This is a genomic window from Geodermatophilus sabuli, from assembly GCF_010686765.1.
Lineage (GTDB): Bacteria > Actinomycetota > Actinomycetes > Mycobacteriales > Geodermatophilaceae > Geodermatophilus > Geodermatophilus sabuli_A.
This window is the reverse complement of sequence record NZ_JAAGWF010000029.1, coordinates 11,640-32,407: the sequence shown is the minus strand read 5'-3', so window position 1 is coordinate 32,407 and position 20,768 is coordinate 11,640. Positions and strand designations below refer to the sequence as shown.

At 72.6% G+C, this 20,768-nt stretch carries 20 protein-coding genes; 13 read left to right on the top strand and 7 right to left on the bottom strand.

The window, feature by feature from the left end; all coding sequences use genetic code 11:
* Window positions 1-35 precede the first annotated feature (35 nt).
* Window positions 36-380 carry a hypothetical protein gene (locus GCU56_RS21530; protein ID WP_163484147.1) on the bottom strand — a complete coding sequence of 115 codons (345 nt, stop codon included), beginning with the start codon at window positions 378-380 and terminating at the stop codon, window positions 36-38.
* Window positions 381-520: 140 nt separating this feature from the next.
* On the opposite strand from GCU56_RS21530, the gene GCU56_RS21525 reads away from it, so the two are divergent.
* From GCU56_RS21525 to GCU56_RS21505, 5 genes are all read left to right on the top strand, one after another.
* Window positions 521-1,651: a baeRF2 domain-containing protein gene (locus GCU56_RS21525; RefSeq protein WP_163484145.1), complete on the top strand. Its 1,131-nt coding sequence runs from the start codon at window positions 521-523 to the stop codon at window positions 1,649-1,651.
* A gap of 25 nt (window positions 1,652-1,676) precedes the next feature.
* The gene (locus GCU56_RS21520) at window positions 1,677-1,934 is read left to right on the top strand and encodes a DUF2795 domain-containing protein (protein ID WP_163484143.1); all 258 of its coding nucleotides are present in this window, start codon (window positions 1,677-1,679) and stop codon (window positions 1,932-1,934) included.
* 1 nt (window position 1,935) lies between these two features.
* Window positions 1,936-2,166, top strand: coding sequence for a hypothetical protein (locus GCU56_RS21515; RefSeq protein WP_163484142.1), 231 nt, complete (start codon window positions 1,936-1,938; stop codon window positions 2,164-2,166).
* Window position 2,167: 1 nt separating this feature from the next.
* Window positions 2,168-2,548 carry a hotdog domain-containing protein gene (locus GCU56_RS21510; protein ID WP_163484140.1) on the top strand — a complete coding sequence of 127 codons (381 nt, stop codon included), beginning with the start codon at window positions 2,168-2,170 and terminating at the stop codon, window positions 2,546-2,548.
* 61 nt (window positions 2,549-2,609) lie between these two features.
* Window positions 2,610-3,038, top strand: coding sequence for a ChaB family protein (locus GCU56_RS21505; protein ID WP_163484138.1), 429 nt, complete (start codon window positions 2,610-2,612; stop codon window positions 3,036-3,038).
* A gap of 52 nt (window positions 3,039-3,090) precedes the next feature.
* Here the strand turns inward: GCU56_RS21505 and GCU56_RS21500 are convergent, their stop codons facing one another.
* On the bottom strand, window positions 3,091-4,401 hold the full coding sequence (locus GCU56_RS21500) for a M24 family metallopeptidase (protein WP_163484136.1): 1,311 nt from the start codon (window positions 4,399-4,401) through the stop codon (window positions 3,091-3,093).
* A 118-nt stretch (window positions 4,402-4,519) separates the two neighbouring features.
* Window positions 4,520-5,656, bottom strand: a complete 1,137-nt coding sequence (locus GCU56_RS21495; RefSeq protein WP_345771996.1) for a GGDEF domain-containing protein — start codon at window positions 5,654-5,656, stop codon at window positions 4,520-4,522.
* Window positions 5,657-5,778: 122 nt separating this feature from the next.
* On the opposite strand from GCU56_RS21495, the gene GCU56_RS21490 reads away from it, so the two are divergent.
* From GCU56_RS21490 to npdG, 3 genes are all read left to right on the top strand, one after another.
* Window positions 5,779-6,249, top strand: coding sequence for a cupin domain-containing protein (locus GCU56_RS21490; protein WP_163484132.1), 471 nt, complete (start codon window positions 5,779-5,781; stop codon window positions 6,247-6,249).
* Between the two features lie 60 nt (window positions 6,250-6,309).
* Window positions 6,310-6,492, top strand: a complete 183-nt coding sequence (locus tag GCU56_RS21485) for a hypothetical protein (protein ID WP_163484130.1) — start codon at window positions 6,310-6,312, stop codon at window positions 6,490-6,492.
* 82 nt (window positions 6,493-6,574) lie between these two features.
* Complete coding sequence (npdG, locus tag GCU56_RS21480; protein ID WP_163484128.1) at window positions 6,575-7,270, top strand: NADPH-dependent F420 reductase; 696 nt, start codon at window positions 6,575-6,577, stop codon at window positions 7,268-7,270.
* Window positions 7,271-7,273: 3 nt separating this feature from the next.
* Here the strand turns inward: npdG and GCU56_RS25425 are convergent, their stop codons facing one another.
* The 3 genes from GCU56_RS25425 to GCU56_RS21465 all read right to left on the bottom strand — a co-directional run bounded on the left by GCU56_RS25425 (window position 7,274) and on the right by GCU56_RS21465 (window position 11,196).
* Window positions 7,274-8,380, bottom strand: a complete 1,107-nt coding sequence (locus GCU56_RS25425; protein WP_163484126.1) for a nucleotide disphospho-sugar-binding domain-containing protein — start codon at window positions 8,378-8,380, stop codon at window positions 7,274-7,276.
* A 118-nt stretch (window positions 8,381-8,498) separates the two neighbouring features.
* Complete coding sequence (panB, locus tag GCU56_RS21470; RefSeq protein WP_163484123.1) at window positions 8,499-9,329, bottom strand: 3-methyl-2-oxobutanoate hydroxymethyltransferase; 831 nt, start codon at window positions 9,327-9,329, stop codon at window positions 8,499-8,501.
* 31 nt (window positions 9,330-9,360) lie between these two features.
* On the bottom strand, window positions 9,361-11,196 hold the full coding sequence (locus GCU56_RS21465) for an NAD+ synthase (protein ID WP_163484121.1): 1,836 nt from the start codon (window positions 11,194-11,196) through the stop codon (window positions 9,361-9,363).
* Between the two features lie 333 nt (window positions 11,197-11,529).
* Here GCU56_RS21465 and GCU56_RS21460 point away from each other — a divergent pair, with 333 nt between their 5' ends.
* Together GCU56_RS21460 and GCU56_RS25420 are read left to right on the top strand one after the other, a co-directional pair.
* Window positions 11,530-11,943, top strand: coding sequence for a hypothetical protein (locus GCU56_RS21460; protein WP_163484120.1), 414 nt, complete (start codon window positions 11,530-11,532; stop codon window positions 11,941-11,943).
* 466 nt (window positions 11,944-12,409) lie between these two features.
* Window positions 12,410-14,563: a tetratricopeptide repeat protein gene (locus tag GCU56_RS25420; protein ID WP_163484117.1), complete on the top strand. Its 2,154-nt coding sequence runs from the start codon at window positions 12,410-12,412 to the stop codon at window positions 14,561-14,563.
* Between the two features lie 348 nt (window positions 14,564-14,911).
* Here the strand turns inward: GCU56_RS25420 and GCU56_RS21450 are convergent, their stop codons facing one another.
* Window positions 14,912-15,277 (bottom strand): hypothetical protein, encoded by a 366-nt coding sequence (locus tag GCU56_RS21450; protein WP_163484115.1) that lies wholly within the window; start codon window positions 15,275-15,277, stop codon window positions 14,912-14,914.
* 151 nt (window positions 15,278-15,428) lie between these two features.
* Here GCU56_RS21450 and GCU56_RS21445 point away from each other — a divergent pair, with 151 nt between their 5' ends.
* The 3 genes from GCU56_RS21445 to GCU56_RS21435 all read left to right on the top strand — a co-directional run bounded on the left by GCU56_RS21445 (window position 15,429) and on the right by GCU56_RS21435 (window position 20,714).
* Window positions 15,429-16,769 carry a glutamine synthetase family protein gene (locus tag GCU56_RS21445; protein WP_163484113.1) on the top strand — a complete coding sequence of 447 codons (1,341 nt, stop codon included), beginning with the start codon at window positions 15,429-15,431 and terminating at the stop codon, window positions 16,767-16,769.
* A gap of 103 nt (window positions 16,770-16,872) precedes the next feature.
* A complete protein-coding gene (locus tag GCU56_RS21440; protein WP_163484111.1) occupies window positions 16,873-17,613 on the top strand; it encodes a glutamine amidotransferase-related protein in 741 nt (246 codons plus the stop codon).
* Window positions 17,610-20,714, top strand: coding sequence for a bifunctional [glutamine synthetase] adenylyltransferase/[glutamine synthetase]-adenylyl-L-tyrosine phosphorylase (locus tag GCU56_RS21435; protein WP_163484109.1), 3,105 nt, complete (start codon window positions 17,610-17,612; stop codon window positions 20,712-20,714). The genes GCU56_RS21440 and GCU56_RS21435 overlap by 4 nt, the downstream gene beginning before the upstream one ends.
* The last annotated feature ends 54 nt before the right edge of the window (window positions 20,715-20,768 follow it).

Sequence of the window (20,768 nt, the reverse complement as noted above, 5' to 3'; positions counted from 1 at the left end):
GGATCGGCGGATCGGCGGATGCGCACGGGTGCCGCTCAGCCGGTGCTGCGCGGCTGGGCCGGGTTGGTCGGGTCGCCCTGGGACGGCGGGTTCACCGGGGGGCCGCTGGTGGCCTCGGAGACCTTCGATCCGCCGGCGGCGTGCGCGGGGTCGTCGGCGGCAGGGGCGGCGGGGTCGCCACCGGAGGGCTGGGCGCCCTCCCGCAGCGAGCTGAGGCGGTTCTCCATGATCGTCACCACCTGCAGCCGGTTGGCGTGGGCGCGCTCGTACTCGAGCACCGTCTGCAGGCCGGCGGCGTCCAGCGTGCGGATCCGCGAGGCGAGGCCGTCGACCGGCAGGTGGTCGTAGTCGGGCAGCGGCAGCTGGTCGTGTTCGGTCATGGCAGCCCGCCTACCCTCGGCCCGCGGATCCGACACCGGGTGTGACGGGGCGTCCGGTGGGTAGGCGGCGGAGGCGGGAGTGCCCGGCCAGGGCCCCGACGTCTCGTCTTCCGCCAGCGATCGAGGAGTGGTTCCACCCCATGGACGTGTCCTTCCTGGAGCCCGTCTTCAGCGCCGCCGGCCCCTACGCGACCGTGTGCGCCGACGTCACGCACATCACCGAGAACGCCGACACCGAGGTCGAGCTGCGTGTCCGGGCGATCACCGAGCGCCTCCGCGAGCAGGGCGCCCCGGAGGCGGTCGTCGAGGCGGTCCGCGCCACGCTGCTGGAGGCCAACGAGGGCGGGGACATCGGCACCCTGCGGGGTCGTGCGCTCGTCGTCGCCGCCGACGGCGCGGTCGTGCTCGACCAGCCGCTGATCGACGTCCCGCGGCAGACGGTGGCCGAGTGGTCGCCGCAGCCGGACCTGCTGCCGGTGCTGCGCCAGCTGCCCGGCCGCGTGCCGCACATCGTCGTCCTGACCGACCGGGTCGGCGCGGACATCACCTACGTCGGGATGCCCGGGCAGGAGGGCGAGGAGCAGCAGGTCGAGGGCGACGGCTTCCAGATCCGCAAGTTCCAGGGCGGCGGCTGGGCCCACCACCGCTACCAGCACAACGCCGAGAACAAGTGGGTCCACAACGCCGACGACGTCGCCTCGCACATCGCCTCGATGGTGCGCCGGCTCTCCCCGCGCTTCGTCCTGATGGCCGGGGACACGAGGGCCCGGCAGATCCTCCTCGACCGCGCCAGCGACCTGTGGAAGGACCTCATCGTCTCCATGGACGAGGGGGGGCGGGCCGCCGGCGCCGACCGCGAGCCGGTCGACCAGCGGGCCACCGAGCTGGTCGCCGAGCACGACGCGTACGCCGAGGCCGACGCCCTCGAGAAGATCCAGTCCGCCGGCGCACACGGGCTGGCGGTCACCGGCACCCCGTCGGTCGTCGAGGCGCTGCGGAAGGGCCAGGTCGAGACGCTCGTGCTGGCCGACCAGCACGACGAGGCGACCCTGCTGGTGGGCGGCTCACCGCTGGAACTCGGCGTCGACCAGCACGACATGGACGCCCTCGGCGACCACGGCACCGTCGTCCCGGCCGACCGGGCCCTGCTCGCCGCTGCCGTCGCCACCAGCGCCGGCGTGGTCGTCGTCCCGCGGGCCGCGATGCCGGAGGACGCCGCGGTCGCCGCCATCCTGCGGTACACCGACGCCTCCACGCCGTCGGCCAACTGACCACCCCCGTCCACGAGGAGCGACGATGACCGATCCGCACCAGCCCGCCACGTCTCCCGGCACCACCGCGGGCGGCGTCGAACGCCGCGCCGCGATCGCCGAGGCCCTCGGCAAGGAGGTGTGGCCCGCCGACCGCGACACGCTCGTGTCGAAGGCACAGGAGGGCAACGCCCCCGACCGGGTGCTGGCCGACCTGCGCCGGCTGCCGGAGGGCCAGGAGTTCACCAACGTGCAGGAGGTCGCCCAGGCCCTGGGCATCGGCACCGAACAGCAGCGGTTCTGACATGCCCTCCATGAAGGAGCCCAGCGCCGAGGCGCTGGCCAACGTCACCGAGGACAACATCCAGACGCGGGCCCAGTTGCTGCCCGAGGAGGAGGACCTGCACGGCAGCGGCATGGAGGAGGTGGCGGCCGAGATCATCCTCGCGGAGTCCGAGGAACGGACGGTGCACGCCGACCCCGACGACGCCCAGGGTGCCCACCGGCAGTCCGCCGAGACCGCCGACCAGCCCTGACGTGGTCCACGAGCACGCCGTCCAGCTGCGCTGGTCGGACCCGGACTCCCTCGGCCACGTCAACCACGCCCGCGCGCTGAGCCTGCTCGAGGACGCCCGGCTGGCGATGGGCGAGGGGCTCCGGGAGGACGGCGGGCTGATCCTCGCCCGGCTCGAGGTCGACTACCTGCGCCAGCTGTACTACCGGGTCGGCGAGCGGTTGTGCGTGCGCGGCACGGTCACCCGGCTGGGCACGAAGTCGTTCACCGTCCGCCAGGAGCTGGTGCAGGACGGCGAGGTCGCCATCCGGGCCGACGTGGTGATGGTGGCGTTCGACTTCGCCTCCGACTCCAGCCGGGCGATGACGGCGGCCGAACGAGCGCACTGGTCCGGATTCGCCTGATCGGGTGCCGGCCGTACCGGAGGATGTGGTCCCGGGGGCCGTCCGGGGTAGGGGGGCCGGCATGCCGAAGACGACGAAGAAGGGCACCGCCAAGGCCGACGAGCTGCCCAGCACCCTGCGGCGGTCACCCAAGAAGGCCCAGCGCACCTTCGCGAAGGCACACGACTCCGCCATGGACTCCTACGACGACGAGCGTCGGGCCAACCAGGTGGCGTGGGCAGCCGTCAAGCACAGCTTCGAGAAGGTGGGCGACCGCTGGGCGCGCAAGGAGGGTGGCAAGAAGGGGCCCTCCGACGCCCGGGCGGCCGGCGGCCGGGACACCGACCGGCCGACCAAGGGCGGCGTCGACGCCAACGCCTCCAAGAGCCACCTGCTCGAGCTGGCGAAGAAGCTCGACGTCTCCGGCCGGTCGACGATGAAGAAGAAGCAGCTCGTCGAGGCGATCCAGAAGGCGAACGACAAGCGGACGCGCAAGGCCCGCGCGAAATAGCGGCCACCCGTCGGGGGACCCGTGCGCAGCGTGCGAGGAGGGTGGCCCTCCCTCAGCCGCCGGGGACGAGCACCAGGTCGGTCTGCCGGTCGCCGAGGTAGTGGACCCCCTCGGCGGTCAGCGCGATGCCCTCCTCCAGCGCCATCCGGACCGGCTGCCCGCCCCACTCGGGCACCGGCACGCGCACGGACAACTCGAGGGCGTACACGGTGTCGGGGTGGAGCACCCGGTCGCCGGCGCCCGGGACGCCGCCCTGCTCGTCCCACAGGCCGATCGCCGGCCCGGCCCCGTGGCCGTGGAAGCCGACCGGGTGGGAGTAGATGTCGCCGTCGATGCCCGCGGCCGCCGCGGCGGCCCGGGCGGCGGCCAGCACCTCGTTGCCGGTGCGGCCGGGCCGGAGCTCGGCCGTCGTCAGGTCCTGCAGGCAGTTGCCCGCCGCCAGGGCGCGGCGGAGCCCCTCCGGGGCGTCGTCCTCGCCGGCCCGCAGGACGTAGCCGGTGCGCTGGCTGTCGGTCTTCAGCCCGAGGCTGGACAGGCCGACGTCGCAGTGCACGAGATCACCCGGCTCCACCGGGACGTCGTAGGGGACGGCGGGCAGCAGGACGCCGCGCTCCTCCACCGGGGACACCCCGGCCCGCTGCAGGTCGACGAGCGGGTGGAACCACGGCTCCACGCCGAGGTCGGCGAAGCGCTGCCGGATCCACCACGCGAGGTCGGTGGCAGTCGTCTCGCCGACCGTGAGGACGGCGGGGGAGAAGGCCTCCTCCACCACCTCGCGGACCAGCCGGTTGAGCCGGTCCAGCACGGCGATCTCCTCGGGCAGCCGGGTCTCCAGCCACCCCACGGCGAGGTCCTCGGCCGACACCAGCCGGTCGGCGAAGGGCCCCAGCGCCTCGGTGAGCTGCTGCAACTCGGTGTGCGAGAGGCCGTCGGCCAGCGCGAAGTCGGCCGACACGTCGATGCCGATCCGCCGCGGTGCGGCCTGCTCCACGATGCGGCGCACCTCCGCCCACTGCGACTGCCCGGCCGCCCCGCCCTCGCCGTCCACCGGGGACCAGGCCGGGAGGAACTGGCCGACGGGGTAGCGGGACACCGCCGCCGCCGTCACGCCGTCATCGCTGCGGTGCAGCACCAGGATGGTGCGGCGCCGCGCGGACAGCCACGTCGCGGGCAGCAGGGTGGCGAGCACGGGGTCCTCGTTGTACTCGCGGCCGACGACCAGCCACAGGTCGATCCCGGCGCGGTCCATGAGGCCGGGCAGCAGGTCGAGCAGGCGCTGGGTCAGCCACCGGTCGCGGACGTCGGCCTGCTCACGCAACGGCAGCGGCACCGTGCGTGCCGGGTCGGGCGCCACGAGCGTCATGCCGACAGCGAAGCAGACAACCGGCGTCCGCACCGGTCGAGCGTGGGGGGCTCCCCGTACGGCCCCCTCCCGGGTCCCGCCCCGAGCCTGCGAAGGGTGGGGAGGACGGGGTCCTCTCTCAGGCGGGGTCGCTCGAGACGGTGCCGGGCATCGGGTGGTTGTCCTGCAGGCGCACCGTGCGCTGGCGGGGGAGGACGGCGACCACCCGGTCGCGACCGGCCTGCTTCGCCTCGTACATGGCGCCGTCGGCGCGGTCGACCAGCCGCCACATCGCGTCCGCGGCGGTCTCCCCGTCCACCGGGCTGCTCAGCGCGATCCCGATCGACGCGGTCACCGAGTGCCCGTCGGCGGTGCGGCTGGCCGCGACCGCCGTCCGGAGCCGCTCGGCCAGCCGGCCGGCCTCGGCCGGGTCGCTCACCAGCCCCAGCACGATCAGCTCCTCGCCGCCGACGCGGGCGAGGACGTCGCTGGGGCGCACGGTGGCCGACAGGGACACCGCCACGGCCTTCAGCACGGCGTCACCGGCCGCGTGCCCGTGGGTGTCGTTGAGCCGCTTGAAGTGGTCGAGGTCGAGCACCATCGCGGCGACCCGGGACCCCTCGCGTCGGGCCTGCCGCCACACCCTCGGCGCCTGCTCGATCAGGTACCGGCGGTTGGCCAGCCCGGTGAGCGGGTCCTGGTGGGACAGCGCCTGGGTGGCCGCGAGCAGCCGCTGCACCCGGCGGCGGAGCACGTACACGCCCAGGCAGGCCGCGGCCAGCACGCCGGCGTTCACCGCCGCCTGCACGGCGATCAGCACCAGCCCGTCGTAGGTGTGCACCATCGCCACCCAGCACGCCACCGCCGTGGCCAGCATGCTCGCGCCGACCATCCAGGGGCCGAGGAACCAGGCGGCGACGAAGGCCGGGAACAGCAGCACCAGCGGCGGGACGTACCCGGGCTGGGACACCCCGACCACGACGATGACGTAGACGAGGTCGCCCAGGAGGACCAGGCCGAACGTCGTCCAGCGGCCGGCCCGCTGGCGGACCGTCAGCAGCGCCGCGGCGACCAGGCAGGCCACCATCGCGACGACGTAGAACGTGCGGGTCGCACCCTCGTGCAGGGTGCCGTCGACGAACAGGTTGACGGAGCCGACCAGCCCGCCGAGGAAGGTGAGTGCGGCGAGGGTCCGCGCGGCGAACCGGTGCTCCGGCCCGCGACTGCCGGCCGCGGAGTCGGACACACGCAGGTGCGAGGCCGGCTCCACGATCACGCCGACAGCATGACGCACGAACGGCTCCTGGTGGGCCATCGTCGTGCCGTGACCGTGCGTGACGCCGGGCCGCCCGCGACGGAGGGTCGCGCCGTCCCTGCCCCGGTGCGAGGGTGGGGTCCGTGTCCTACCCCCAGCCCGGCCGGGTCGACGTCCGCGGCCTGGCCGACCACCCGCTGGTCCCGGCCGGTGGCGGCGCGCTGCGGATGGTGGCGCCCGGCGCGGCCACCGCCGGCCGGTTCGGCCTGGTCGAGTACCGGCTCGATCCGCGCAGTCCGGGCGCCGCGCCGCACTACCACCAGACGTTCTCCGAGTCCTTCTACGTGCTCTCCGGGCAGCTGACCCTGTACGCGGACGGCCGCTGGCAGGCCCGCGGACCGGGCGACTTCGCCATCGCCCACGAGCGCGGGGCCCACGGCTTCCGCAAGGACGGGGACGAGCCGGCCGACTTCCTCATCCTGTTCACCCCCGGGATCGCACGCGAGCAGTTCTTCGCCGAACTCGCCGAGCTCAGCCGCAGCGGACGCCGACCCACCCCGGAGGAGATGACGGCGTTCTACGCCCGGCACGACCAGGTCATGGTCGACGGCTGAACCCTGCGGCCACGGCGGTGGCAGGGTGGGAGGCCGGACAGCAGCACGAGGAGGTCGCACATGGCGCAGGGACCGTGGTTCTACTGCCTCAAGCACCACACCGTCGAGGACCGGGACGGATGCGCCGAACGGCACCGGCTCGGCCCGTACGCCACCCGCGAGGAGGCCGCGCACGCGCTGCAGTCGGTGGCCGACCGGGAGGCCGAGCTGACCGCCGAGGACCGGGCCTGGAAGGACGACTGACCCGGCCCCCGGCGGGCCGCCCCCGGGGGCCGGGCATGATCGGCCGGACGCCGGGGGGTCCGGCGGTCGCGGAGGTGGCCTGGTGAGTGACGGACGTTCCGTGGAGGACCTGGTCGTCGGCGTGCTCGGCGGGACCGGTCCGCAGGGGCGCGGGCTGGCCGTCCGGCTGGCCGCCGCCGGACAGCGGGTCCTGCTCGGCTCGCGGGACGCCGCCCGCGCCGGCGAGGTGGCCGAGCAGGTCGCCACCCGGGCCGCCGCCGCGGCGGCCGGTGTGGAGGTGTCGGTGCAGGGCGGCTCGAACGTCGACGTCGCCGGTGCCGCCGACCTGGTCATCGTCGCGGTCCCCTTCGCCGGGCACGCCGACACCCTCGCCGAACTGGCCACGCCCCTGGCCGGGAAGGTCGTCGTGGACTGCGTCGTCCCGATGGCCTTCGACGAGCTGGGTGCGCACGCGGTCGACGTCCCCGAGGGCAGCGTCGCGCAGCAGGCGGCGGCGCTGCTGCCGGACTCGCACGTCGTCGGCGCGTTCCACCACCTGTCGGCGGTGCTGCTGGAGGACCTCTCCCGGCCGACCATCGACGGTGACGTCATGGTCGTCGGCGACGTCCGGGAGGCGACCGACACGGTGCAGGCGCTCGCCGGCCGGCTGCCGGGCATGCGGGGGGTCTACGCCGGCCGGCTGCGCAACGCGCGCCAGGTCGAGGCGCTGACGGTCAACCTGGTCTCGGTCAACCGCCGGTACAAGGTGCACGCCGGGATCCGCGTCACCGACGTCTGAGGCTCAGCCGGCCAGCCGCTCGAGCGCCGGGACCACCTCGGCCGGGTGCGGCATCGCGGCGATCTCCGCCGCCACCTCGCCGGCGGCCGCCCGCAGCGCCGGGTCGCCGACCAGCCGCTGCAGCAGCTCGCCGGTGAGGTGCTCGAGGTCGACGGCCAGCCCCGCGCCCCGCGCGGCCACGTACTCGGCGTTGGTGCGGCGGTCGCCGGCACCGCGGACGACCAGCTGCGGGACCCCGGCGGCCAGTGCGGTCAGCACGGTGCCCGCCCCGCCGTGGTGGACCACGCCCGCCGCGGCCGGGAACACCAGCGGGAACGGCAGCCAGTCCGACGTCCGGACGCCGAGGGGGAGCGGCCGGCGGCTGACCCGGCGGTCCGGCCGGACGAGGACGACGTCGAGACCGGTGCCCCCGGCGACGGCGGCGACGGTGCCCATGAGCCGGTCGGGGCGCGGATCGGCGACGGTGCTCCGGCTGACCAGCACCCGCGGGCGGTCGCCGGGCCGCGCGAAGCGCTCGTCCCACGGCCGTTCGGGGGTCGTCGGCACGAACCGCATGGGCCGCCCGGAGCGCGGGCCGACCAGGCTCGGCGGCGCGGTGGTGAGCACCTCGGCCGGCTCCGGCACCGTGCCCAGCCGGCGTGCCGGTCCGTGGTGGGCCAGGACGGCCGCGCGCAGCACCCGGGCGTCGTAGAGGGAGGCGTCCACGACGACGGCGGGCACCCCGCGGCGGGCGGCGACCTCCACGCCGGCCGAGGCCAGGGACTCGTGCACGACCAGGTCGGGGGCGATCCGGTCGGCGAGGGCGACGACGCCGTCGGCCATCCGCGTCCCGACGGCGGCGAAGAGCAGCCCCACGGCCGTGGTGTCCCCCCGGCCGGCCATCTCCCGGCGGGCGAGGCGCGGCCGGCGCAGCATGATCCCGGCGAAGAGCGGGCCCAGCCGCAGACCCGGTGCCACGTCGGTGGGGGACAGCCCCGGCGGGCAGGCCGCGAGGCCGTCACCGGAGGTCGCGACCACCACCTCGTGGCCCGCGTCCTGCAGCGCCTGGGCCAGGGGCACCAGCGGCAGCATGTGCCCGGTCAGCGGCGAGGCGACCACGAGCACGCGCACCGGGCCAGGCTGGTCCCCGGCGCCGACCGGGCGCAAGGGGTGTGCGGGCCGTCCTCGCGGGCTGCCGGCGCTGCCGGGCCGGCCATCCGCGAGGAACGCCGGCAACCCGCCCGGGCGGCTACTCGAAGGAGTGCTCGGGGCCGGGGAAGGTGCCCTGCCGGACGTCGTCGGCGTACTCCCGGGCCGCCCGCAGGAGCTCGGCACGCAGGTCGGCGTACCGCTTCACGAACTTCGGCACCCGCCCGCCGGTGTACCCGGCCATGTCGGGCCAGACGAGCACCTGCGCGTCGCACTCCACCCCGGCGCCGATGCCGACCGTCGGGATCGCCAGCTCCTTGGTGACCTGGCCGGCGATCTCGGCCGGCACCATCTCCAGGACGACGGCGAACGCCCCGGCCTCCTGCACCGCGTGCGCGTCGGCGAGCAGCTGCTCGGCGCCGGCGCCGCGACCCTGCACCCGGAAACCGCCCAGGCCGTGCTCGCTCTGCGGCGTGAACCCGATATGCGCCATCACCGGGATCCCGGCCTCGGTGATCTTGCGGATCTGCCCGGCCACCCGGACGCCGCCCTCCAGTTTGACCGCCTGGGCCCCGCCCTCCTTCATCAGCCGGACGGCGGTGGCCAGCGCCTGCTCGGGGCCGGCCTCGTAGCTGCCGAACGGCATGTCGGCCACCACCAGCGTCCGCCGGGTGGACCGGGTCACCGCCTTGGTGAGCAGCAGGATGTCCTCGACGGTGACCGGCACGGTGCTGCTGTGCCCGAGGACGACGTTGCCGGCCGAGTCGCCGACCAGGAGCACCGGGATGCCGGCCTCCTCGAACACCGTGGCGCTCACGGTGTCGTAGGCGGTGAGCATCGCCCACTTCTCGCCGCGCTCCTTGGCCTGGTGCAGGTGGTGCACCCGGACCCGGGTGGACGACGTCCCGCCGTAGACGACCGACTCGCTCATGCCCTCTCCTCCGCCGGACTCGCGACCTCGCTCATGACGCTCCCTCGCGGACGCTGGGCAGGCTCTCCCGCCAGCGGTTGGTGATCGGCAGCCGCCGATCCCGGCCGAACGCCTTCAGGCTGATCTTCGTTCCCGGCGCCGACTGCCGGCGCTTGAACTCCGCGGTGTCGATGAGCCGGAGCACGCGGGCGACGATCTCCGGGTCGTGGCCGCGCTCTAGCAGGTCGGCCATGCCGAGGTCGCGGTCGACGTAGTCGGCGATGACCGCGTCGAGCTCCTCGTAGGAGGGCAGCGAGTCGGTGTCGACCTGGCCGGGGGCGAGCTCGGCCGACGGCGGCTTGTCGATCGAGTTGGCCGGGATCGGCTCGGTCTCGCCGCGTTCGCGGGCGGCGGCGTTGCGCCAGCGGGCCAGGTCCCACACCAGGGTCTTCAGGACGTCCTTGATCGGGGCGAACCCCCCGGCGGAGTCCCCGTAGAGCGTCGAGTAGCCGACCGCGATCTCGCTCTTGTTGCCGGTGGTGAGCAGCAGGTGGCCCGACTGGTTGGACAGCCCCATGAGCAGCGTCCCGCGCACCCGCGCCTGCAGGTTCTCCGCCGCGACACCGGTGAGCTCGACCGAGCCGTGGTAGGCGTCGACCATCGGCGCGATCGGGACGACGGAGTAGTGCAGCCCGGTCCGCTCGGCGAGGTCCGCGGCGTCGGCGAGGGAGTGCTCGCTGGACCACTTCGACGGCAGGCCGACGCCGTGCACGCGGTCGGGGCCGAGGGCGTCGACGGCGAGGGCGGCGCAGACCGCCGAGTCGATGCCCCCGGAGAGGCCGAGCACGACCGAGGGCATGCCGTTCTTGTCGATGAAGTCCCGTAGGCCCAGCACCAGCGCCCGCCAGACCTCCTCGCAGTCCTCCAGTGGCGTGGCGATGGCCGGCGCCCTGGTCTCGAACGCCGGCACCGGCTGCTCGGAGAGCACGTGCCGCGTGACGGTCATCGGACCGATCCGGCCGGCGCGCCGCTCCGGCACCGAGGACGGGTCGATGGTCAGGTCGGCGGTCAGCAGGTGCTCCACGAACTGCGGCGCCCGGCCCAGGAGCTCGCCGTCGGGGGCCACCGCCATCGAGTCGCCGTCGAAGACCAGCTCGTCCTGGCCGCCGACCTGGTTGCAGTAGACGACCGTCGCCCGCGCCTCGGCGGCGCGGCGGCGGACCAGCGGCAGCCGCAGGTCGTCCTTGGCCCGCTCGTAGGGCGAGGCGTTGGGGGAGACGACGAGGTCGACCCCCGCCTGGCCGGCGACACCGCACGGACCGCCCTCGACCCACAGGTCCTCGCAGACGGTCAGCGCCACGTCGATGCCGTGCAGCCGGACGATGGGCAGCTCGGTGCCGGGCACGAAGTAGCGGGCCTCGTCGAAGACGCCGTAGTTGGGCAGGTGCCGCTTGTAGTAGCGGACGACGACCTCGCCGCCGTACAGCAGGGCCGCGGCGTTGCGCGGCGACCCGGAGCGGGGGTTGGCGTCGCCGGGGAGGTCGTCGTCCTCGGTCTCCTCGCCCTCGTCGGGCCCCGGGGCGCCGGCGTCGGTGTGCGCCAGGTAGCCGACGACGACGGCGGTGCCGCCCAGCCCCTGGTCGGCCAGCGTGGCGGCCAGGTCGACGACGGCGTGCTCGCTGGCGCGGGCGAAGGACTCCCTGAGCACGAGGTCCTCGGGCGGGTACCCGGTGAGCGTCATCTCGGGGAAGACGACGAGGTGCGCGCCGGCCTCGGCCGCCTTCGCCGTCCACCGGGTCACCAGCTCGGCGTTGCCGGGGAGGTCGCCGACGCGGGTGTCGACCTGGGCCAGGGCCACCCGGAGCTGGACCGGTGCGGGAGAGGTCACGGGTCCATCCTGGCCGCCGACTCCGGCGCCGGGCCAGGCGGGGATGCAGGCGGGCTGGTTAAGTGTGGCGCTCCATTCGTAGCCGAGGGCGACGTCTTGCCGCCGGAGCGATGGACCCGACAGGCACGTCCCGAGTCCATGGCCCTGGCCGAGCTCGCCTACGGCGCGACGTCCCATAGACATGGCAGGACCGCCGCCAAGCTCGTGCTGTGGAGGCAGCTGTCGAGGGAGTCATGAAAAGAGTATCAATCTCCCCAGACACGTCGCTGCTGTCATGCCTGGTCCCTACCGCGCGGGTAACGTTGACTTGCGACACGGACGACTGGAGGACACATGGATGCTGAACTTGCAGCACTTGCGTCAAGTGCCGGCACAACGTTGATCAATGCGTTGACGACCGATGCCTGGGAACGCGCGAAGGCCTTACTGGCGAAATTCTTCTCGACCGACACTGCCATCGAGACATCTGCGGTCAGCGAAATCGTTGATGTACGAGATGATCTCATGTCGATCGAGCTAGACGGCCGTGAGAAGGTGGCGCAAGAGTACGCCATCGAGTGGGGCGCGCGGATTCGACGTCAACTCAATAGGAATCCACAGTTGGCCGACACTCTCCGCGCCATGGTCGAGGACTTAAACAAGGCATCGGCAGGCTCAATTCAAGGAGACAACATCAACATGACCGCTAATGCGGCCAGCGATGGCCGCGTATATCAGCAGGGCAAGGGCGTTCAGTACAACTCCTGAAACATGAAGGAGCTAGGAGTGAGGCGGCAGTGTGGTTGAGCAGCACGGCTTCGCGACCGGTGCCGGCCGGGTATACCAACAGGACGCGGGGTATCAGTTCAACGTCGAACGCGGGTACTTTGGCCTAGAGAACGCACTAGTCCCGTGGACTGTGCCGCTTGACGCGTGCCCTCGCGCCCGTGACTCGGCGCCACTAGCACTCGGAGTTCACCGGTCGGCTTCGTTGGGCGACCAAGAGCTTCCCGTTTATGTATCTCGAGACTTCGATGAAAATCTTCGACGCTCGCTCGAGCGGGCGGGTCGACATGGCGGATTTATCCTCCTTGTAGGACATTCCACGGCCGGGAAGACTCGCGCCTTGCATGAAGCTATGGTGGGGGTCTTTCCTGATCGCAGAGTCTTCATTCCCGACAGCCCTAGGCACTTGAGCGACTCCGTTCTGGGTCTCACGGGGATTTCAAGCGACGTGGTCGTCTGGTTGGATGATGCGGAGCGCTATATGGTGCCAGAAGGTCTGCGGCCCTCAATGCTGTCGCGCTTCCAGGCGGCTCGGGTGGTAGTTCTCGGCACCATGCGCGAGGAGCAGTACAGGCGGCTTACGGGGCCCGTTAATGAACGGTCGGGAAATCCCGATGTTCACGGGCACGACCTCACGTCCAATGAACACCTGCTGAATCAGGCGGAAGTTGTCGTCGTCGATCGATTGTGGTCTCGAGCCGAACTTGAACGTGCCCGCGCTTCCGGTGACAGTCGTCTGTTGGACGCGTCGACGCATGGCGATCAATTCGGCGTTTCTGAATATCTGACATCAGGACCTAAGCTATACCGAGAATGGCGGCTTGCGCGAGCCGCGACAGGTGCAGCTGCCACTGGCGCTGCGATTGTCGCTGCAGCAGTCGACTTCGCCAGGGCGGGCTTGACTGAGGGCATCCCCGTCGAAATGTTGTCAACCGCCCACGAGTCATACTTGACAAAAGCGGGCGGAACTATCCTAAGGCCCTCCTCGTTCGAGCAGGGCATGGCTTGGGCCACAGAGCTCCGCTCTGGAATCACTAGTCTGCTGCTGCCGGGGCAGAAAAGTGGTGAGACTGCGGTCTTCGAGTACCTAGTCGACTCCTATGTCCGTGAACGTTCTGTTGAGCCTGTTCCGAACGCTATATGGTCTGACTCCATCGACTTCGCGCTAAGTGATTCAGGACTGCTCGCCCGGGTTGCTCTTGCCGCACAGGGTAGTGGTCGCATCCCGGACGCGGAACGCTGTTGGGCTGCTCTTGCTGAGTCGGGCGAGGCGGCTGCCTTTATCGCGTTAGCTGAACTCTTGAAACGCGAAATGCGCTTCGATGAGGCGGAACAGTGGCTTACTCGCGGGGCTAATGCAGGCGATAACGAATCGGCGACTCGACTCGCTCTTCTGCTTGAGGCCCAGATGCGCTTAGACGAGGCGGCTAGCTATCTCGAAATGGCGGCTGGGCGGGGCGATGAACACGCAATGTTCCACCTTGCCCTGCTGCTGCGACGGCGAGGCCGCCTTCGAGAGGCTGAGTCTTGGCACAAGCGCATCAGTTCGGCAGAGCGGTCCCTCGAAGGGCGTAGTGACATCTACTACAGCTATGCGGAACTGCTGGCTGAAGCTGGTCGCCGGGAGGAGGCGGAGACGTACTTGAGAGGTGCGCTCGCTAACGGCGATTGGGGTGCAGGGGTGGCCTTAGCAGGGTTGCTGGCAGACTCTGGGCGCGCGGATGAGGCCATCCCTTTGTGGGAGGATGCAGCCAGTCGTGGCGACCTTAACGCTCATCTCAACCTAGGCGCATACTTCCGGAAGGAGGGCAACATTGATCACGCCGAGAGCTGGTATCGGAAGGCCGCCAGCATCGATAGCTCTGGAGCGAGTGCCCTGTTGGGGGCGATGCTATTGGACAATGGGCGCCAGGAGGAGGGTGTCGCGCTGTTGCGCTTGTCGGTCGACGAAGGTGATTCGGCGGCGGCATACGAGTTGGGCAAGTTCCTGCTCGGGAGTAACAAACTCGATGAAGCCGCGGAGTGCTTCCGGCGGGCTGCGGCGGGCGGTGAGGCGCTAGCGAATGGTTTGATGGCCCAAAGTCTTGAGGGTCTCGGGCGAGAGCGTGAGGCCGAGTACTGGTGGGTTGCTGCTGCAGACGCTGGTGACAACGTGGCGGCCTTTCGATTAGGCCAGCTCTATATTGAGGATAGGCCTGATGAGGCCGTCATGCGTCTTGAGCAGGCCGCCCGCGGCGGGAGCCTCGAGGCCGCCTGCGAGCTGGGTGAAGTCTTGTGCTCAAGAGGTGATCATGAAGAGGGAAGGGGGTGGTTGGTCCAAGCCTTTGCCGAGGGCGAGCATGCGCATGCTGCTTGTGTGATGGGCTGGTCGTTCGAGCGTCAACAGCGGTTCGACGAAGCCGAGCATGCCTACCGCAGGGCGATGAACTTCGGGCACGAACATGCAGCACAGATGCTGTCGCCGCTTCTAGCGCGGTTGGGTCGCGGCCGTGCTGCCGCGGACGCTCTGCGCCGCGCTAACGGGCATGGTGGCCCTTCGCGCAGTGGCGGTAGAAGCCGAAAGGCGAGGAAGGGAAGTCGGGGGGGACGGCGAAAGAAGTAGCTTTGGCTGGGCGGTGGACCTCTGCTTGCCGCAGCGCGCGGTGCTGGACTCTGCGTCCCGCTTCCGCACCCGGCCCGTTCAGGGCGCTGCCCCGAACTCTGGCGCCCGTGCAGGGCCCCATCGTCAGCTCGCGAGTGGTAGGGGTTCTCACGAGTAGGACGGGGCGCCCCACGGGGGACAGGAGGGTTCTCTCCGTCAGGGGCGTCGCCCGCGGGAGCGGCACGCCGTTCACCGCCCGGGCGCGCTTTGTGCCTTCACCCCCGGGAGAGCGGCGTGCTCCAGGAAGGGCAGCAACTCGCCCGAGAAAGGGAGGGTGACCGTCGAGCTCCGCAATCTCGACCATCGTCTTCAGCAGGCGCAGTTCCCGGGCGGCAGGCCGGCTGCTATCACCGCCGCGGCTTGCTCCAGCCTTTCCGGGAACTGCAGTTCCTCCTCGGCGGTGATTACCCGTGACCGGTGCTTCCACTCGGCCTGGCCCGGCGGGAAATCGACCGCTTCATCGACTCGGGCAGGGTGGCCTTTTGATGTCCACGCGGTCGATCTGACGCCCCAGTCGACGGCCGCGTTGTTCTCATCAGCTCGAGCCCTGGTTGAGCCGCTCCCACTGGGACTTCTCGTCGTCGAGCCGCTCTTCCTGATGCCCGACCGCAGCGACGCCTGCGCCATCTGGCCGATGGCCGCCTCGTCGTTCTGCACGTCCACGACGACGCCCACCGGGACCGGCTCGCCGATCCAGGCGTGCCGCTGGAGGAGCTCGTCCCCTGAGGCGGGTCCGGGCGTGCCCTCCCTGCGGTCCCGGGCCCCGACAGGGCAGGCTGGGGACGACGTCACACCCCGGAAACGACTGGACGCGATCATGGCGAGCATGGACCGGCAGCAGGAGTTCGTCCTGCGCACCCTCGAGGAACGCGACATCCGCTTCGTGCGGCTGTGGTTCACCGACGTCTCGGGCTACCTGAAGGCGGTGGCCGTCGCGCCCGCCGAGATCGAGGCCGCGTTCGCCGAGGGCATCGGCTTCGACGGCTCGGCGATCGAGGGCTTCGCGCGGGTCTACGAGTCCGACATGCTGGCCAAGCCCGATCCCGGCACCTTCCAGGTGATGCCGGCGAGCAAGGGCCGGCCCAGCGACACCGCACGGATGTTCTGCGACCTCACGCTGCCCGACGGGTCGCCGTCCTGGGCCGATCCCCGCCACGTCCTGCGGCGGACGCTGGCCAAGGCCGCCGACATGGGGTTCACCTTCTACACCCACCCCGAGGTGGAGTTCTTCCTGCTCAAGGACCTCCCCACCGACGGCAGCCCGCCGCAGCCGGCCGACAACGGCGGCTACTTCGACCTGTCCACGCACAACGTGGCGCACGACTTCCGCCGGGAGGCGGTGTTCGCGCTGGAGGCGATGGGCATCTCGGTGGAGTTCAGCCACCACGAGGTCGCGCCGGGCCAGCAGGAGATCGACCTGCGCTACGCCGACGCGCTGTCCATGGCCGACAACATCATGACGCTGCGGCACGTCGTCCGTGAGGTGGCGCTGGCCCAGGACGTGCACGCCACCTTCATGCCCAAGCCGTTCACCGACCTGGCCGGCTCGGCGATGCACACGCACCTGTCGCTGTTCGAGGGCGACCGCAACGCCTTCCACGACCCCAACGACCCGATCAAGCTGTCCAGGACCGCCCGGCAGTTCATCGCCGGGCTGCTCGTGCACGCCAAGGAGTACACCGCCGTCACCAACCAGACGGTGAACTCCTACCGCCGGCTGCTGGCCGGCACCGAGGCGCCGACGGCGGCGACGTGGGGCCGGGCCAACCGGTCGGCGCTGATCCGCGTCCCGGAGTACAAGCCGAGCAAGGCGCAGTCGGCCCGGGTGGAGGTCCGGTCGCCGGACTCCGCGTGCAACCCCTACCTCACCTTCGCGATCCTGCTGGCCGCCGGGCTGCGGGGCATCGAGAAGGGCTACGACCTGCCGCCGGAGGCCGAGGACGACGTCTGGTCGCTCACCGACACCGAGCGGCGGGTGGCCGGCTACGAGGACCTGCCGGTGTCCCTCGGCGAGGCGCTGACCGCGATGCAGGGCAGCGAGCTGGTCGCCGAGACCCTCGGCGAGCACGTCTTCCAGTTCTTCCTGCGCAACAAGTGGGCCGAGTTCAACACCTACCGGCAGCACGTCACCCCCTGGGAGCTGACCCGCTACCTCCCCGGCCTGTGAGAGAGGACCCTCCTGCCCCCCACCGCCCGCACGCTCGGCGGGCCCCTGCAGGAGGGCCGCTCCGGCGCAGGCACGGTGCGCGCGGGCAACTAGGCTCGGTGACGTGACCCGGCTGCTCGTCGTCGTGCCCAGCGACACCGCTCCGCCCGCCCGGTTGGGTGACTGGCTGCGGGCGGCGGGACTGGAGCTGGACGAGCGGCACCTGGACGCCGGGGACCCCCTCCCGGCCGACCTCACCGGGCACGACGGGCTGCTGGTCCTGGGTGGGCCGCAGTCGTCGGTGGACCCGGAGGACGTCGCCCCGGAGCTGGTCGGGGTGCGGTCGCTGCTCGCCGCGGCGCTGGCCGGAGACGTGCCCACCCTCGCCATCTGCCTGGGCGCCCAGCTGATGGCCCAGGTGGGCGGCGGCCGGGTGGGGGTGGGTGTGGACGGACCCGAGGTGGGGGCGGCCCTGGTCGCCAAGCGGGACGCCGGAGACCGGGACCCGCTGTTCGGGCCGGTCCCGCTGTCGCCCGACGTCGTCCAGTGGCACCACGACGAGATCGCCGAGCTGCCGCCCGGGGCGACCCTCCTCGCCAGCAGCCCGCGGTATCCGCACCAGGCCTTCCGGCTGGGCCGGCACGCCTATGCGCTGCAGTTCCACGTCGAGACCGACCCGGAGACGGTGCGGCGGTGGGCGCACAGCGACCCCGTGGGGGTCGCGGCCACGCCGTTCGACGCGGACACCGTGGCCGACCGGGCGGAGGCGGTCCATCCCGACCTCGCCGAGGTGTGGGCGCCGTTCGCGGCCCGCTTCGCCGACCTGGTCCGTGCGGGCGCCGGCGCTCCGGTCCCCGTACCGTGACGGCGGACGCGCCGGAGGTCCCGCGCCGGGCGGTGGTCCGGCTGGCGAGGTTCGGCTTCCTCGACGGCGAGCGGGCGGCCCGGCTGCTGTCGGAGCCGGCCATGGGGCTGTGGGACCTGGAGCGCAACGAGCCGGCGGACCCCGAGGCCGGCCCGGTCGTGTCCGCGCTGGCCCGCACCGGCGACCCCGACCTCGCCGTGCGTTCCCTGCGCAGGCTGGTCGCGGCGCTGGACGAGGCCGACCCCACCGGTGGTTCGGCGGCGGCGCTGCTGGCCCGGCTCCGGGGCTCGGCGCCGCTGCGCGGACGGCTGCTCGCGGTGCTCGGTGCGAGCTCGGGGCTCGCCGACCACCTGGGCGCGCAACCGGGCGACTGGACCGTCCTGGACGACGACGGCCGCGGCCCGTACCGGCCCACCCCGCAGGCGCTGGAGCGGCAGATGCTGGTGGCCGTGGGCGCCGACCCCGACGACCCGCCGTGGGGTGTGCGGCTGGGGAAGGCGGCGCCCGACGCCGGGCCCAGGCGGGTGGCCGCGCTGCGGCTGGCCTACCGGCGGGCGATCCTGTCGCTGGCCGGCCGTGACCTGGGGGAGGGGCTGGCCGCCGAGGAGGCCGCGGCGGAGCTGGCCGACATCGCCGCCGCCGTCCTCACCGCCGGGCTGGCGCTGGCCGTCGCCGAGCAGCCGGCCGACGCGGCGGCCTGCCGGCTGGCGGTGATCGCGCTGGGCAAGACCGGCGGCCGCGAGCTCAACTACGTCAGCGACGTCGACGTCGTCTTCGTTGCCGAACCGGTCGACCCGGACGAGCCGGAGGCGCCGGCGCTGTCCAGCGCGACCCGGGTGGCCGCCGCGCTCATGCGGATCTGCCGGGAGGCCGCCTGGGAGGTCGACGCCGCGCTGCGCCCCGAGGGCAAGGCCGGAGCCCTGGTCCGGACCCTCGCCGGGCACGCGGCCTACTACCGGCAGTGGGCCAGCACGTGGGAGTTCCAGGCGCTGCTCAAGATGCGTCCGGTCGCCGGCGACCCCGACCTCGGCCGCGGCTACGTCGAGGAGCTGTGGCCACTGGTCTGGAAGGCCGGTGACCGGCCCGGCTTCGTCGGCGAGGTCCAGGCGATGCGCCGCCGGGTGGTGGCCAACATCCCGCCCGCCCAGGCCGAGCGCGAGCTCAAGCTCGGTCGCGGGGGCCTGCGCGACGTGGAGTTCGCCGTCCAGCTGCTCCAGCTCGTGCACGGCCGGGTCGATCCCTCGCTGCGGGTCGGCGGCACCCTCCCCGCGCTCACGGCGCTGTCGGCCGGTGGCTACGTCGGCCGCGAGGACGCCGCCACGCTGATCGCGTCCTACCGGTTCCTGCGCACCGTGGAGCACCGGCTGCAGCTGCTCCGGCTGCGCCGCACCCACCTGCTGCCCACCGACGAGCAGCAGCTGCGCTGGCTGGCCCGCTCGCTGGGCTACAAGCCCGACCACCGCGGGGAGGCCGTCGACGTCCTGGACGCCGAGCTGTCGCTGCACACCCGCGAGGTGCGCCGGCTGCACGAGAAGCTGTTCTACCGGCCACTGCTGTCGGCGGTCGCCCGCGTCCCCGGGGAGCAGGCGCAGCTGGGCTCCCAGGCCGCCGGCGACTGGCTGCGCGCGCTCGGGTTCGCCGACCCGGACGGCGCCCTGCGGCACATGACCGCGCTCACCGGCGGGGTGTCCCGGTCGGCGTCCATGCAGAAGTACCTGCTCCCGGTCGTGCTGCAGACCCTCGCCGACTGCGCCGATCCCGACGCCGGGCTGCTGGCCTACCGCAAGGTCAGCGAGGCCCTCGGCGGCAACCAGTGGTACCTGCGGCTGCTGCGGGACGAGGGGCAGGTCGCCGAGCGGCTGGCCCAGCTGCTGGGCTCCAGCCAGTACGTCGCCTCGCTGCTGACCCGCACGCCCGAGGCGATGCGGATCCTCGCCGACGACGCCCAGCTGCAGCCGCGCACGGCCACCGCCCTGACCGGCGCCTGGCAGCAGGCGGCCGCGCGGGCCAGCGGCCCGGAGGAGGGGGTCCGGGTGCTGCGCGGGCTGCGCCGCTCGGAGCTGCTGCGGGTCGCGGCCGCGGACCTGCTCGGGATGCTCGACATCACCCAGGTCGGGCGGGCGCTGACCGACATCGCCGTCGCCACCCTGCAGGTCGGGCTGGACGCCGCCCTCCGGGCGCACGCCGCCGAGGCCGGCATCGAACCGGCCGCGGTCCCCACCGACATCGCCGTCATCGGCATGGGCCGCCTCGGCGGCGCCGAGATGGGCTACGGGTCCGACGCCGACGTGCTGTTCGTGCACCGGCCGCGGCCGGGCGCGCAGGAGTCCGAGGCGACCGCCGCGGCGAACGCGGTCGCACACACGCTCCGCCAGCTGCTCGCCGCGCCCGCGCCCGACCCCGCCTTCGAGGTCGACGCCGACCTACGGCCCGAGGGCCGCCAGGGCGCGCTGGTGCGCAGCCTGTCCTCCTACCGCGAGTACTACGAGCGGTGGATGTCGGTGTGGGAGGTGCAGGCCCTGCTGCGGGCCGTCCCCGTGGCCGGCGACGCGGACCTCGGGGCGGCGTTCGTGGAGCTCGTCGACCCGATCCGCTACCCCGACGGCGGCCTGTCCGCCGAGCAGGTGGCCGAGATCCGGCGGATCAAGGCACGGGTGGAGCGGGAGCGGCTGCCGCGCGGCGCCGATCCGGCCACGCACACCAAGCTGGGCCGGGGCGGGCTGGCCGACGTCGAGTGGACCGCGCAGCTGCTCCAGTTGCAGCACGCCGCCGAGGTGCCGGCGCTCCGGGTGCAGTCGACCGGTGGCGCGCTGGCCGCCTCGCTCGAGGCGGGCCTCCTCGACGGCGAGCAGGCCGCGGCCCTGCAGACGGCGTGGGAGATGGCCAGCCGGGCGCGCAACGCCGTCTTCCTGGTCCGCGGGAGGCCCAGCGACCAGCTGCCGCGGCCCGGGGTCGAGCTGGCCGGCGTCGCCCGTGCCAGCGGCCTGCTGGGCGCCGACGCCGACCCGGGGCACTTCCTCGACGAGTACGGGCGGACCACCCGGCGCGCGCGCGCCGTCGTGGAGCAGGTGTTCTACGGGCTGGAGCCGACCGGTCCCTGACCGCCGCCGAAGTGCCCTGGTGGGGCCGGACCGGTCCCTGCCAGCCTGGACCCC